The organism is Algibacter ulvanivorans (assembly GCF_048381495.1).
GTDB lineage: Bacteria > Bacteroidota > Bacteroidia > Flavobacteriales > Flavobacteriaceae > Algibacter_B > Algibacter_B ulvanivorans.
In genome coordinates this window covers 414,703-429,798 of record NZ_JBLWGD010000001.1, presented here as the reverse complement: position 1 = coordinate 429,798, position 15,096 = coordinate 414,703, and the positions used below count along the sequence as shown (strand labels likewise).

Here is a 15,096-nt window from a genome sequence, read left to right as displayed (position 1 = left end):
ATTGCGTATTAATAAGCGTTAAATTCTATATATTTTTCGTTACTGTATTGTACTGCCGTTTGTAAATCTGTACTTATTTGAATAGGAATTACACCATCATCAATAAAACTATAAAGCTTAAACAACAGTTTCATGTTAAATGATTTAACTAAAAATGATTTAGAAAGTACAAATGATTTTAACTTTGTGTTATTTGAAATGTATTTATAGATATTGTAAGCCTTTAGATCGCTTACTTTTGTTAAATCTATTAATATAGGTTTGCAATTTCCTATTGTAAATGCCGATATAGCTTCAACAAAAATATTTTCAATCTCAAAATCAAGAAATCGATTATCTACTTTATCATTAAAACTACAATGAACTATATTTTGATCTAGCCAAAATTTTACGCTATGAAATATAATTTCATTTTTCATTTGTACAATTGGAATCATTTTACATCATTTTGAAAATATAATGACAATTGGCGTGCCAAAACAAAAAATAAGATTGCAATTTGTTGATAATCAAAAAATTACAATATTTAACATAAAAAAAACAACGAAAAAAAGCACGGAATACCGTGCTTTTTTTTGCTCTATATTTGAAATAACGGTATTCCGTTACTTTTTGTTAGGTTTAACTATCCCTAGCTTTTTCATTTTATCCCGTAGAGTACTTGGCTTTAAACCTAGTAATGTGGAGGCTCCTTTTTCTCCTGTAATTTTCCAATTACATTGTTCTATAACATGGAGTATATGATTACGTTGTGCAGTTTCAAATGATAAGTCTTTATTTTTAATAGGATAATGTTTAGCTTTTTCTTGTGTAGCAGACTCAAACCCTGGTATTAATAGCGTGTCGTTTGTAGATAAAATAGATGCTCTTTCTATTAAATTTTCTAACTCTCTAATATTTCCTGGCCAACTATAAGATATTAGTTGACTCATAGAATCGTCTGATATAAACTTTATATTCTTATCGTATGCCTTATTAAATTTATCTACAAAATGTTCTACAAGTAAAGGTATATCGTTTTTTCGTTTTCTTAATGGCGGTACATTAATAGGAAACACATTAAGCCTAAAGTATAAATCTTCTCTAAATTGTTTTTTTTCAATTTCTTCTACAAGATTTCTATTTGTGGCCGCAATAACTCTAACATCTAGTTTTTTTAAAGCACCTCCACCAATTACTTCTATTTCTCCCTCTTGTAAGAATCTTAATATTTTAGGTTGCATATCTAAAGGCATTTCTCCAATTTCATCTAAAAATAGAGTACCTCCGTCTGCCAATTCAAACTTTCCTATTTTATCGTTAAAAGCTCCTGTAAAAGATCCTTTTTTATGGCCAAACAACTCGCTTTCAATAAGTTCTCTTGGTATAGCCGAGCAATTTACTTTTATTAATGGTTTATTATTACGAAGACTTGTATTATGAATTGCTCTTGCCAAAAGCTCTTTTCCTGTTCCCGATTCGCCTAATAATAATACTGTTGCATTTGTAGGAGACACCTTTTCTACTTCTGATAAAACATTACTAAATGCTTCACTTCCATAAACCATTTCTTCGTAGTTAAATACTAAATCTAACTCATTTCTTAAATAAACATTTTCTTGTTCTAATTGATTTCGCAACTCGGTTAACTCTGCATTGGCTTTTACTAATAACTCGTTTGTTTTTGCCATTTCGCCTTCTGCTAATCTACGTTGTTTACTTTCTACCATTAAAGTTACTATACTTGCTATCGAGGTTGCAAAACTTTCCTCTTCGTTTGTAAATACTTTTTCTGGTGAGGCACTTTCAAAACTTATTATGCCATAATAATCGTTTCTTCCGTAGATTAAAATATCTATTCGAGAGTAAATTTTATTTTCAATAAAATACTCTTTAGCAAAAGCTTTAGTTATAGGGTTATCACTTACGTTTGTAATATTTATGCTGTTATTTTCGTTAAAAGCATTAAAGTAATTGGGAAAATTTTCTTTTTTTATTACCAAGCCTTCAATATCAAATCTAGATTCGTTTGCATCATAAAACAATCTACTTAATAGCTCAGTTTTATTATTTTGATACTTCCAGATAGTTACCAAATCTACATTAAGTGCTTTAGCTGATATTATTGCAATTTTTTCTAATGAAGCATTAAAATCTTCACCTATAAGCTTTGCTAATTCTATAATGGTATTTTTTCTTTGGTTTGATATGATAACATTTTCTTTTAAAATGTTTTCTGCTTTTACTCTATAAGTTATATCTGTTATGGTGGTAAAATATGCCATAACCTCGCCTTTTTCGTTTTTTATAATAGAGTCTGATAGAGTAACAGGAAAGCGCTCGCCATTTTTTCGCATTAAAACAGCTTCCTTATTAATACCCATATTATTTAAAGGATCGTTAAAGGCTTTGTAAATCACATCATAGCGTTCTGGTGGCCAATATGGAAACGGTGCTTTTATGCCCACCAACTCGTCTTCTGTAAATCCAGTCATTTTACATAAAGCTTCATTTACTTTTATATGTACACCATTTAAATCTACTACAGATAAGCCTTCGTTTAAAGACGTAATTAACTCTTCTGAAAATTCTTTTTCTGTTTTTAACTCTGCTTCGGCTACTTTACGTTCGGTACTTTCTACCATTAAGGAAACAATACTTGCTATTGAGGTTGCAAACTCTTGGTCTTCTGGTGTCCAATTTCTTAAACTATTTCCAACATGCTCAAAACAAATGATACCATAATAACCCGTTGTGCTATTTACAAATACATCCATAAGCGATGTAATGTTATTAGGTTTTAAATAGTTTTTTGTAAATAGTTTAGTTATGGTATTATTTTGTGCATCGTTAATTAGTATCGTTTGGTTTTTAATTAAGGCATTAAAATAATTGGGGTTATCTTCATATTTTATTTTAAGGTTTGTTTTAGTATTCCCTTCTCCTATAACATATAATTTCTCGCAATTTATTTCTTTCTGGTCTTGATTAAAACTCCAAATACTTACTCTTTTAACATTTAAAGTTTTGGCTGCCAACTCGGTAATTTTTTTAAGCGAACTTGCAAAATCTTTACCTACTAGGCTTGCTAGTTCTAAAATTACAGTCTTTTTTTGATTAGATACTCTAGCTTTCTCTTCTAATATTTTTTTTGCTTTTTCTTCTTCTGAGATGTCTTTAATAGTAGCGTATAGTGCAATAACTTCTCCCTTATCATCTTTAATAGTTCCTGTAAAAAATGAAGCCTTAATAACTTTACCATTTTTTTTAACAACATCGTAGTAAACTTCCTTTGCTTTTTCTTGAGCTACTTCGCTATATCTATTTAAAACACTATCATGGTCTTCTTGCTTCCAAAAAGGATATGGATGAGGAAGCTCCATTAACTCTTGATTAGAATAACCTGTTATTTTACATAAAGACTCGTTAACCATTATTATTTTAGTATCTAAGCCCGCGATAAGCAACCCTTCTTGCATAGACATTATAAGCTTATCGGTAAACTCCTTGGCAGCTTTTAGCTCGTCTCTAGCTTTAACTTTTACAGATATATCTTCAATTGAAGCAAAAAAAGCAACCTCGATTCCTCGATCGTCTTTAACTCTTGAAATAGTTATTTGTACTGGAAAGCGCTCGCCATTTTTTCGTTTAAAAACAGTTTCTCCACTAACATCGATACCTAATAGCGTTTTTTCAACAATATTATTTATTTCATCATAGTACTCTGGTGGCCAGTAAGGAAAAGGTGGATACTTACCTAACAACTCTTTTTCTGAATACCCAGTAATTTTACATAGCGCTGGGTTTACATGAATATGCTTTTTATTGGTATCGATAACCGAAAGACCATTTTGCATGGAGTTAATTAAGTTTTCTGAAAACTCTTTTGTTAACTTTAATTCTTTTAAATTATTTTGCCATTCTGTAATATCGCGAACAATAGCTAGCAACTTACCGTCTTTTTGAAGTCTTGCCGATATTTCTGCTATAATAACAGACTTGTTTTTATGCTTTAACCGCCGGATAAAAGTAGTTGCTTCTCCTTTAAGAATTTTTTTATGGTTGTCTTGATTTATAATAATATCTCCTATAAGGAAATCTTGAAGCTTTAATTTTAAAAATTCTTTTTTAGTATAACCTAAACCGACATAAGTTGCTTTATTAAAACTATAAATTGTACCGTCTAACGAGTAGGTTACAATGGCATCTGTTGCTTGGTCCACTAAAGCTTTATAAGACTCGTCTTTCTTTTTAATTTCCTCGGAAGCTCGAAATTTTTCTATTGCTATATTTGCTAAACTTACAGCAAAATTAAGTTCTCTAACCTCATCTAAAGACGGCGTATTTATAGATTTACTATATATAGCAAAAGTGCCTAACACCTTATTTTGTTTTGATAAAATAGGTAAAGACCAACATGATTTTAAATTGTATTGCGATGCTAAATCCTTATAATCTTCCCATAATTTATCTGAGCCTATATTTGAAACAATTACTGGTTTTTTTATAAATGCTGCCGTACCACACGAACCCACTTTTGGTCCAATTGCTACTCTTTTAAGTGCAGAATTATATGTTTTGGGCATTGATGGTGCAGACTGGAGTGTAAGATGCTCTCCATCTTCTTCTAGTAAACTAATTGCTCCATAATAATTTGGATGTATGGCCTGATAGTTTAAAAGTAATTTTTCGAATATTTTATTTAATGGGGTATTTACTGCAATTAAATCTAATATTTCATTTTTTTGTATTAGTAATTGTTCTGCTTTTTTTCGTTCTTCAACCTCGTTACCAAGGTCTAAACTTTTTTGTTCTAGTTTATTTATTAAACGTTCGCTATATAACTTTAAAACTTCGCCTTCAGTAATTCTTGATTCACTTACTAATTCTTTTCCATTAGCTTTTACATTATTTAAAATGTTATTTACTGCAAAAAGTAATTGATCGTGCTCTATTGGTTTTCTTAAAAAGTGTGCTGCGCCTAACTTTAACCCGAAATCTTCATCTAATTTTTCGGTATAGGTTGAGGTATAAAAGACAAAAGGTATTTTTGCCAATTGTTCTTCTTTTTTACAGGCTTGACAGAACAAATAACCATCCATAACAGGCATTAAAATATCTGAAACGATAAGGCTAACATTGTTATTTTTATGCAGCATTTCTAAGCCTTCGCTACCATTTGTAGCTTCTATAACATTGTAACCAGCTTCTTCTAGAATTACTCTAAGTAGGTATAGGTTTTCAAAAGTATCATCTACTATTAAAATAGTTTTTTTTGCCATGCTTTACTTTGAGTTTATAATACTTTGCATTTGATTAATAAAAGTTTCTGGATTAATTGGTTTTCCTATATAACCATCGGCTCCAGCATCAATTGCTTTTTCTTTATCACCGCCCATTGCATAAGAAGTAACTGCTATTATTGTTGTGCTTTTTGGCAACCCATTATGTCTTAATTTATTACATATCTCATAACCATCCATATCTGGCAACTGAATATCAACTAAAATAACTTCAGGCTTGTTTTCATGAGCTAGTTGTAACCCTTCTTTACCATTAAAAGCTTTAAGCACATTATAATTATTTTGCGTAAGCAAAAAAGATAACATATACATGTTTTGCTCGTTATCTTCAATTATTAATATTGTAGTTTTCATAAACTTTTAATTTTGAAAAATTACCTTAAAAATACTAAAATATATTCACTCTCTAAAGGTTTTACACCTCTCGTTAACAACACATTACACTAAATCGGTATTTTAAACATAAAATTACTCCCTTTATCTTTTTTACTTTCTACTTGAATTGAACCACCTAATTTTTCTAGTAAATTTTTACAAATTGATAGGCCTAGCCCAGAACCTTCGTGTACCCTATTTAAACCACCATCAAGCTGAACAAAAGGAATAAATAATTTATCTATATCTTTTTTACTTATTCCTATACCTTGATCGATTACTTGAGTAACAACAAAATTGTTTTCAATGTTTACCTTTACCAAAACATTTCCTTTATTTGAAAATTTTATAGCGTTTGATAATAAATTAAGTAATACTTGCTCTACCCTACGTTCGTCGCTATTTAAAGTTATATTTACAGCCGCTATTTCTGTATTAATTGTAAGTCCTTTTTTAGTGGCCTGTGGTAATATGAAATCTATTGTTTTTTCTAGCGTTGTTAAATAATTGAACGGTGATAACGAAATTTTTAGCTTTCCGGCTTCAATTTTAGAGATATCTAAAACATCGTTTATTAAACCTAATAGGTGTTGGCTACTGTTTTTAACCATTCCTAATTGTTTTTTTTGTTCTTCATTTAATGGTCCTGCAAACTCTTTTAATAGTATGCCTGTAAAACCAATTATTGAATTCATTGGTGTTCTTAACTCATGCGACATGGTTGCTAAAAAAGCTGACTTCATTAAATCTGCAGATTGTGCTTTTATTTTTTCTTTTTCTAATTCTGCTGTTCTTAATTCTACAAGCTCTTCCAGTTTATTCCTGTAATTTTCCAGCTCTAATTCGGCTTGTTTTTTATCTGTAATATCAATAGCTGCTGTTAGTAAATGTAGACTTCCGTTTACTTCTAGAGGTTCTACAGAAACCAATGTTACTATTTTTTTTCCGCTTATTAATGTTCTACTTACTGTTTCGTTAGATAAAAAACCTTTTTCTACTATTTTTTCTGATAAGATTTTCTTTTGCTCATAATATGTATCATCTAAAATTTCTATTTGAGCTTCTTCTAATGTTTTTCCAATTAAATGCTTTTTGGTTGTTTCTAGCATTTTTGCCATGGTTTCGTTTACATCGACTCTTATTTGGTCCGAATTAACGATAGAAAAACCTATAATATTTGACTGAAATACTTTAGAAAACTTTTCTTCACTTTCTTTTATAATTTTTTCGGTTTCTATACGTGTAGTTATGTCTTGAACTAACGAAAAAATAGTTTCTATTTCTCCATCTTTAGATAATAATACCGAATTATACCAATCGCAATAAATTACTTTTTTTAATTTAGTATTGTTACGGTTAACACTTCTATTGCTTTTAACTTTACCACTCATTAACTCATCGCAAATAATTTTGGTAGATTCGGCATCTTCTTTGTAAATCAAATTTATATCGCTAAAATGTTTACCAATAACTTCATGCTCATCCCAACCAAATATACTTTTTGCTTTTGCAGACCAATTACGAATTATTAAATTTTTATCCCATTCTATAATAGCTAATGGCGAATTATTTAAGTGTGTTGTAATGCGCTGGTGTGCCTTTCTAATTTCTTCGCTTACTTTCTTTTGTTCTGTAATATCTCTTATAACCCCAATAAGAAACCTATTACCTTTATTATCTACAAATCTTGTTTTTTTTGTTGATATAATTCGGGTTTCATTTTTAGAAAAAGTAAAATTTTCTTCATTTACATTTTCTTTTCCTGAGGAAATAACTTCTCTGTCTATACTTAAAAAACTTTCTCTTTCTTCTGGCTGTACATTTTCTGCTAAAGTTTTACCTATAATTTCGTTTCTATTTACACCCAGAATTGAGCAAAAGGCATCGTTTGCTAATATAATTTGGCTTTGGTGGTCTTTTACAAATACTGGATCGCCTATATTATTAATTATATTATCTAGATATTGTTCGCTTTCTTTTATTTTCTCTTCAGCTTTTTTAGTTTCGGTAATATCTCTAATAACACCTATTATAAATTTATTACCGTTATTGTCTATAAATCGGGTTTTTTTTGTTGAAATAGTTCGGGTTTCAGCTTTATTTAAACTAACGGTTTCTTCGGTTATGCTTTCAATACCTGTTTTAATAACTTGCTTATCATTTTGCAAAAATCGTTCTCTTTCTTCAGGTGGTACATTCTCGGCAAGTGTTTTACCTAGAATGTTTTCTCTGGTTAAATTAAAAATGTCGCATAATGCATTGTTTACTAAAATCATTCGGCTTTGGTCGTCTTTTACAAACACCGGATCGCCTATATTATTAATTATATTATTTAAGTATTGCTTGTTTTTAATTTCTATTTCTTCTGCCTTTTTACTATCTGTAATATCAACCGATATTCCTATAAAACCATTAAAAAGGTTGTTAGCATCATAAGTTCTAACGGCCTTACTTGATATCCAAGACACGTTTCCATTACTTCCTAAATGCCTAAATACGAAACTAAAATCATGCCCAGATTTCACTAAACTTTTCCATTCTTTTAATGTTTTTTGTTTATCGTCTGGATGTATTACATCTAACCATCCTACACCTAGTGCTTCTTCAAAATTTTGCCCAGTATACCTAATCCATTCTTTATTTACATAATTACAGTTACCATCTTTATCGGCTTGGTAAATAGCAACTGGTGCTTCTGATGTTAATCGTCTAAATAAAGACTCGCTTTTAATAAGGCTTTGCTCTGTCATTTTTTGTTGAGATATATCTAAGCACATACCTATATACCCATCTAACTCATTATTAGCATCATAAGTTCTAACTGCGCTTACAGAAACCCAGGTAACTTTTCCGTTGTTACTTAAAAACCTTAACTCTACATTGTAATCTTGTTTTGCTTCTAAAGCACGCATCCATCCGTTTAAAACGCTGTCTCTCTCTATCTTCAGGATGTATGGCGTATGTCCAGCCAAACCCCATAGCCTCTTCAAAAGTAAACTCGGCGTATTTCATTAATTCTTTATTTACAAAATTGCAGGTGCCATCTAAACTCATTTTAAATATACCTACTGGAGTGTTTGATGTTAACTCTCTAAATAAAGACTCACTTTTTATTAAATCTTGCTCGGCTTTTTTACGTTCAGAAATATTAGATGCTACAATACCTAAAGCCATTGGTTTGTTTGTGTTAGTATCTCTAATTATAAAACCAGACATTTCTATAGGTATTAAATCTCCAGATAAGAAATGCTTAAATTCGACTTCGCCTTTCCATTTGTTTTCTTTATGAATTTTTGGAATTCTTTCGTTAACAATTTTATCTTTATACTTTTCTGGAAAAAAATCTGTGATAGTATTTGGTAATTGCTCTCTTTCTGCTAGCCCTACTAAACGTCTACCATTTAAGTTTAAATAAAGTGGTTTACCCTCTAATGTAGCTAAGCCCACAAAATCGTCGCTAGTTTCTATTAACGAAAGCAACATTTGGTTATTAATACTTGCCTTTTTCTTTTCTGTAATATCTGTAAAATATATTGTTAGCCCTTCTGGCGAGGGGTAAACACGGTTTTCATACCAGATTCCTAAAGGCTCATAATAATCTTCAAAATGTACAGTTTCTTGAGTTTTAAAAGCCCGTTGGTATTCTTTATAAACTGGAAGATTTTTACCTTCTGGAAATTCGGTCCAAATATGCTTTCCTATTAAGCTTTCTGGGGTTTTACCTAGAAAGTCTGCTGCATTTTTATTTAAATATGTGTAACACCAATTGGCATCTAAAGAAACAAAACCATCGGTAATTTGATTTAGATTATCTCTAAACTTATTTATTATTTTATGTTCTGCCCGCTCTTTTTCAATTTTTAAATTAAAATATCGCTGTCTATACTTTATTATTGAAAAAATATCTCGGTCTTGGTTTGCTATAAATACAGCAGAATTTAATTTTTCTTTATCTATATATTTTAAATACAAGTAAAGCAATATTGTATAAACAAAAGCCGCAATAGATTTACCTATTAGATGACTAATTAACGATGTATTAAACGCTTCTTGCCCGTAAAACAAAAAGAAATTAAAAACGAAAGCATCAAAAATTAAAACTGTAAAAAGTGATGTAAATAAAACTAAAAACGATGTTTTTTTAAACTTTAGTATTAGGTATTGGTATATAATAACAATTAATAAAAAGTCTACTAATAATATTACTGTTCCAAATAAAAAGTATTTAAAATTTTGGTTAAAATAGCCATCGTAGTCTAAAGGCGAATTAATATTACCTATTTGGTTTTGATAAAAAACAATTTCGAACATTAATGTCATTATAATATTTGAAACTATAATTCCAATTATTAATGCTCTTGCACTAGCTACCCCTTCTTTAATGTATATTAACAAAATAGCAAATAACACCGCGCTAAATAAAATTATAGAACCCGGATGAATTTGGTACACCTCAAATAATTTTAAACTAAAAGAGCTTCCTAAGTTTGCCTGTAAATATTGTATAGAACCTAAAAAAATGTATAAAGGTGCTAGCCCCAACATATTTCTATATTTAAACAAAAAAATAATACTTGAAGAAATGAGTAAAAACTCTAGCAGAATAGTACCAAATAAGCTCATACAATTATATTATTTTGAATAAATTTTTACAAAAAGCTTAAAATTAATACCTAAAATTATAATTGCCTACTTAAATCGCAATATTTATTCAAAAAAAAATTAATACTATTTAAAACAACATTACATATAATATTCTTACACAAAAAACAATATAAGGTATTTCATCTACATAAAAATAAATCTATTGCTATTTTAATTTTAAAAACTTAAGTGAAGTAAAAGCCTTTTTAAACAAAAAAGCATCCCGATTTTCTTCACAGAAAAAAGGAAAGCTTTCCATTGGAATACCAAAACTAGCTTGGTATAACTACATCATGCTATAAAGCATGATCAACACAACATTGTTATAATTACAAAAAAAACTCTAATTTCTCAGGGTTTTCTTTTTGCAATTTTTGCGGTCTGGACGGGACTATAAACTTACTCTATAAGCCCAACCATAGCAGTACAACTGCCTAATATCTTATTTAATGTGACGATTTGTAAGCTATTTAAAAGCCCGTTTTATTTTCGTCTGGCACAAAAATAGTAATTTGAATCAATTAAATATATTTTATATCAAAAAAAATTAAATACTTATCATTCAATTCTATTAGTATTGAAATAGCCATTTGTACCCTAGTTGCTATTTTTTAGTTCATTTTTTATGGCTAACACTCCAATTCCATATATATTCACAACTTATTGTTTTATATCAATTTTAAAATGTTCTATCTGGACTAAAAGGCTTTAAATCCAAGCTTGTTTTTTTGTCCAGAACTATTTCTGAAACCAATTTCCCTGTTGCTGGACCCAAGCTCCAACCCATCATTGCATGGCCTGTTGCAATGGTTAAATTTTTGCATTTTGATGATTTTCCTATATAAGGTAAACCGTCGGGCGAACATGGTCGCAAACCACATTTCGCTGTAGCTTTTTCCTTTTCTGTAATTTCCAAACCATTGTAATAGCGTTTTGCAGCCTGTGCAATGGCCTCAACACGTTTGGAATTTATGTTGTGATTAATGCCCGCTAATTCCATGGTACCTGCAAAACGTGTATAACCGTCCATAGGTGTTACGGCTACTTTTGCTTCGCACAGTATTGCCGGTATGGTTATATTAGTTTGGCGCTCTACATTAATCCTATAGCCTTTTCCTGCTTGTAAAGGTATTTTTACCCCTAACTTTTTTATGATTTGTGAGCTCCAGCTTCCTGCTGCCAGCACCATTTCATCTGCTTTTAATTTTCGGTTATCTGTAACTACTTCCGTTATATTGCCATTGGAAACCACAACATCATTTACCGTTTCATTTTTAAAGAACGTAACACCAACTGATTTTAAATAGGCCGCCATGTCTTTCATGAAATCTTGGGGCGTCATATGGGCATCACAATCATAATATACTGCACCTTTTACATCTAGGTTTGCATTGGGCTCTAATTCATGTACTTCTTTTTGTGATAAGTGTTTTACTCCCAATCCTTCTTTAATACCTCGTTGTCCCACTTTCCATTCTTCTTCGCCAACCTTATCTGTTTTATAGCACATTAGCAAACCTTTCTGCTCTAAATGAAAATTAAAATCGTCAGATTGTTTTAAATCTTTATACAAATCTCTACTGTAAAGGTTGATATTTTTTATAATTGAAATTGACTTTTCAACCTTAGAAACAGTGGCCGATTTTTTAAAGGCCAAAGCCCATTTTATGAATTCTAAATCCAGTCTTGGCTTTACGTATAATGGACTGGACGGGTTGAACATCCATTTAATACCTTTGGATATCATGCCTGGGGCTGCCAAAGATATAAAATGGCTTGGGGTTATGTAACCAGCATTAACATGAGAGGCGCCTCCATCCATGTTCGATTTGTCTATAATGGTAACTTCACACCCTTCTTTTTGAAGGTAATAAGCAGAACTCAAGCCTATTATACCTCCACCTATAACAACTACTTTTTTACTCATTTAACTTAAAAACAATTAAATTACTTGAAATCCGTGTGCATAAGGGTCATTATCATCAATAATAATGGTGTTGTAACCCGTAATTCTTGCCCATCCTTGAATACTTGGTATAATAGATTTTTTCCCTGCAAGCATGGTTTCCTGTTCTACCTTACCAATAAACTTACTTCCTATAAAACTTTCGTGAATAAAAGGTTCGCCTAATTTCAATTTTCCTTTGGCATGTAATTGAGCTAATCTTGCAGAAGTGCCTGTTCCGCAAGGTGATCTATCTATAGCTTTATCACCATAAAAAACAGCATTCCTCCCAGACGATGTTGGATCTATTGGAGTTCCTGTCCACAACATATGAGACACATCTCTAATCGTTTCATTTTCTGGATGAACAAACATGTTTGGATACTTCTCATTAATTTTCTGCCTTACTTCCTGTGAATATTGAATTATTTTACTTGCAGAAAAATCTTGAATTCCTGAAAAGTTTTTTTGAGGATCTACAATAGCGTAATAATTACCCCCATAAGAAACATCGAAGACAATTTCACCTAACTCTGGGCAATCAATGGTTAAATTTTCTGCAGCTAAATAACTTTTTACATTGGTTAATTTTACCCAATCTACTTTATTACCCGTTTGCTGATATTCTATATCAACCAAACCTGCTGGCGCTTCCATTTTAATTTTTCCAGGAGTTTTTGGAATTACCAAACCTTCTTCAATAGCTATGGTAATGGTGCCAATAGTGCCATGACCACACATAGGTAAACAACCCGAAGTTTCTATAAATAAAATAGCAAAATCGTTTTCAGGATTGTGTGGCGGAAATAAAATAGAACCACTCATCATATCATGCCCTCGGGGCTCAAACATTAAACCTTTACGTATCCAATCGTATTCTTTTAAAAAATGCTGACGCTTTTCACTCATACTAGCGCCAATTAAATTTGGACCTCCTGCTTTTACTACTCTTACCGGGTTTCCACAGGTATGTGCATCAATACAAACAAAAGTGCTTCTAGCCATGAATTAAATCTTATCTTTAGTTATTGTTCCATTTACAACTCTAGAAATACCCAGAGGGTTTTCATTTTTTAATTCGTTTGGAAGTAATTCATTTGGCCAATCTTGGTAACTAAAAGGCCTAACAAAGCGTTTAATTGAATCTACTCCTACTGCTGTAAAACGACTATCTGTTGATGCTGGGTATGGTCCACCATGTAGCATTGAAGGACAAACTTCTACACCGGTTGGAACTCCATTAAAAATAATTCTCCCCACTCTATTCTCTAAGGTGTTTACTATAGAACCATATGCTTTAACTTCGTTATCGTCTGAAATAATTGTTCCTGTAAGTTGTCCTTCTAAATTTGAAATAACGGCTTGCAACTGATTTTCATTTTCGCATTGTACTACCATAGAATACGGTCCAAAAACTTCATGATGCAACGTAGGATTAATTAAAAACTCATGTCCACTAACAGTTGTTACCACTTGTTTAGCGTAATTTGGCTTTACCTCAGACGTATAATCTGCTAAAACCTCTAATCCGTTTTGCGACAATGCTTTATTTTTATTTGTTTCATAAGCTCCAGCTATGTTAGGGTGTAACATAGAAGAAGGCTCTACTTTTACTATTTCTTTGGCTAAAGTATTTACAAAAGTTGTTAACCCTTCCGATTTTATTCCTAAAATTAAACCTGGATTGGTACAAAATTGCCCTGTTCCTAAAGTGATAGAACCTGAATATGTTTTAGCTATATCTGTAGCTCTGTTTTGTAGTGCTTTTGGCAAAAGAACAACCGGATTAATACTACCCATTTCTGCAAATACCGGAATAGGTTCTTCTCGTTTAGCAGCTAAATCATACAAAGCTCGACCACCTTTTATACTTCCTGTAAAGCCAACAGCTTTTACATTTGGATCTTGAACTAATAATTGACCTACCTCAATACCACTACTATTTAAGTTTGAAAAAACACCATTTGGCATTCCTGTTTTTTCTGCTGCTTTTATAACTGCCGAAGCTACTAAATCTCCTGTTCCTGCATGCATGGGGTGCGATTTTACAATTACAGGACAACCAGCTGCTAATGCTGCTGCTGTATCGCCTCCTGCAGTTGAAAATGCTAAAGGAAAGTTTGATGCTCCAAAAACAGCAACTGGACCAAGGGCAATGTTCATTTTTCTTAAATCTACTTTTGGAATTGGTTGGCGATCTGGTTGTGCTGTATCTATTGATGCATCTACCCAATTGCCTTCTTCAATATGATTAGCAAAGGCACGTAATTGCCCTAAGGTTCGGCCTCTTTCGCCTGCTGCTCTTCCTCCTGGCAAACCACTTTCGGCTGAATACACTTCTAATAAAGTATCTCCTAACGCTTCAATTTCAGTTGCAATAGCTCTTAAAAACACTGCCTTTTTCTCACCTGAAATTTTCGAATAGGTTGTAAATGCTGTTGCCGCTAATTGTGCAGCTTCCTTAACTTCATCTGCACTTGCTTCTGTTAACTCCCATTCATTTTCAATATTTAATAAAGGGTTAAAAGTTTTAAACGTTTTATTCCCTTTAGCTGACAATTTATTTCCTATTTGGTTTTTTCCTGTAATCATAGTTTAATTTTATTTAGTGTTTACTAAACACTTATGCCTTTTTTTTGTTATCGTAATACAATGTTTTACATCTTTTTCAAAACCACCAACCATTGCTTCACCTTACCAAAACAATGATTTGTTAATTTTATGAATACTTCATTTTAAGTAAACATTTATTATTTTACAATCTAGTAATATTTACTCTAGATATGAACAAAAATAGACCATATTTACAAATTTAACACCGCTATAATTAGCACATAATAATACTATATT

General features: G+C 31.3%; 8 protein-coding genes. All 8 read right to left on the bottom strand.

Annotation, left to right across the window (positions count from 1 at the left end; all coding sequences use genetic code 11):
• Positions 1–8 precede the first annotated feature (8 nt).
• Complete coding sequence (locus ACNG5D_RS02065; protein ID WP_418181837.1) at positions 9–437, bottom strand: DUF7793 family protein; 429 nt, start codon at positions 435–437, stop codon at positions 9–11.
• A 168-nt stretch (positions 438–605) separates the two neighbouring features.
• Complete coding sequence (locus ACNG5D_RS02060; RefSeq protein ID WP_418181836.1) at positions 606–5,261, bottom strand: PAS domain S-box protein; 4,656 nt, start codon at positions 5,259–5,261, stop codon at positions 606–608.
• Between the two features lie 3 nt (positions 5,262–5,264).
• Positions 5,265–5,636 carry a response regulator gene (locus ACNG5D_RS02055; RefSeq protein ID WP_418181835.1) on the bottom strand — a complete coding sequence of 124 codons (372 nt, stop codon included), beginning with the start codon at positions 5,634–5,636 and terminating at the stop codon, positions 5,265–5,267.
• A gap of 89 nt (positions 5,637–5,725) precedes the next feature.
• A complete protein-coding gene (locus tag ACNG5D_RS02050; RefSeq protein ID WP_418182487.1) occupies positions 5,726–8,569 on the bottom strand; it encodes a PAS domain S-box protein in 2,844 nt (947 codons plus the stop codon).
• The gene (locus ACNG5D_RS02045; RefSeq protein ID WP_418181834.1) at positions 8,514–10,280 is read right to left on the bottom strand and encodes a PAS domain S-box protein; all 1,767 of its coding nucleotides are present in this window, start codon (positions 10,278–10,280) and stop codon (positions 8,514–8,516) included. Before ACNG5D_RS02045 ends, ACNG5D_RS02050 begins: the two co-directional genes overlap by 56 nt.
• Before the next feature lie 700 nt (positions 10,281–10,980).
• Positions 10,981–12,228, bottom strand: coding sequence for an NAD(P)/FAD-dependent oxidoreductase (locus tag ACNG5D_RS02040; protein WP_418181833.1), 1,248 nt, complete (start codon positions 12,226–12,228; stop codon positions 10,981–10,983).
• A gap of 15 nt (positions 12,229–12,243) precedes the next feature.
• Positions 12,244–13,251, bottom strand: a complete 1,008-nt coding sequence (locus tag ACNG5D_RS02035) for a 4-hydroxyproline epimerase (RefSeq protein WP_418181832.1) — start codon at positions 13,249–13,251, stop codon at positions 12,244–12,246.
• Positions 13,252–13,254: 3 nt separating this feature from the next.
• A complete protein-coding gene (locus tag ACNG5D_RS02030; RefSeq protein ID WP_418181831.1) occupies positions 13,255–14,838 on the bottom strand; it encodes an aldehyde dehydrogenase (NADP(+)) in 1,584 nt (527 codons plus the stop codon).
• Positions 14,839–15,096: the final 258 nt, after the last annotated feature.

Bases quoted from the DNA above. Each gene is read 5' to 3' on its own strand.
- ACNG5D_RS02065 (WP_418181837.1), bottom strand. From the start codon at position 437: ATGATTCCAATTGTACAAATGAAAAATGAAATTATATTTCATAGCGTA.
- ACNG5D_RS02060 (WP_418181836.1), bottom strand. From the start codon at position 5,261: ATGGCAAAAAAAACTATTTTAATAGTAGATGATACTTTTGAAAACCTA.
- ACNG5D_RS02055 (WP_418181835.1), bottom strand. From the start codon at position 5,636: ATGAAAACTACAATATTAATAATTGAAGATAACGAGCAAAACATGTAT.
- ACNG5D_RS02050 (WP_418182487.1), bottom strand. From the start codon at position 8,569: ATGCGTGCTTTAGAAGCAAAACAAGATTACAATGTAGAGTTAAGGTTT.
- ACNG5D_RS02045 (WP_418181834.1), bottom strand. From the start codon at position 10,280: ATGAGCTTATTTGGTACTATTCTGCTAGAGTTTTTACTCATTTCTTCA.
- ACNG5D_RS02040 (WP_418181833.1), bottom strand. From the start codon at position 12,228: ATGAGTAAAAAAGTAGTTGTTATAGGTGGAGGTATAATAGGCTTGAGT.
- ACNG5D_RS02035 (WP_418181832.1), bottom strand. From the start codon at position 13,251: ATGGCTAGAAGCACTTTTGTTTGTATTGATGCACATACCTGTGGAAAC.
- ACNG5D_RS02030 (WP_418181831.1), bottom strand. From the start codon at position 14,838: ATGATTACAGGAAAAAACCAAATAGGAAATAAATTGTCAGCTAAAGGG.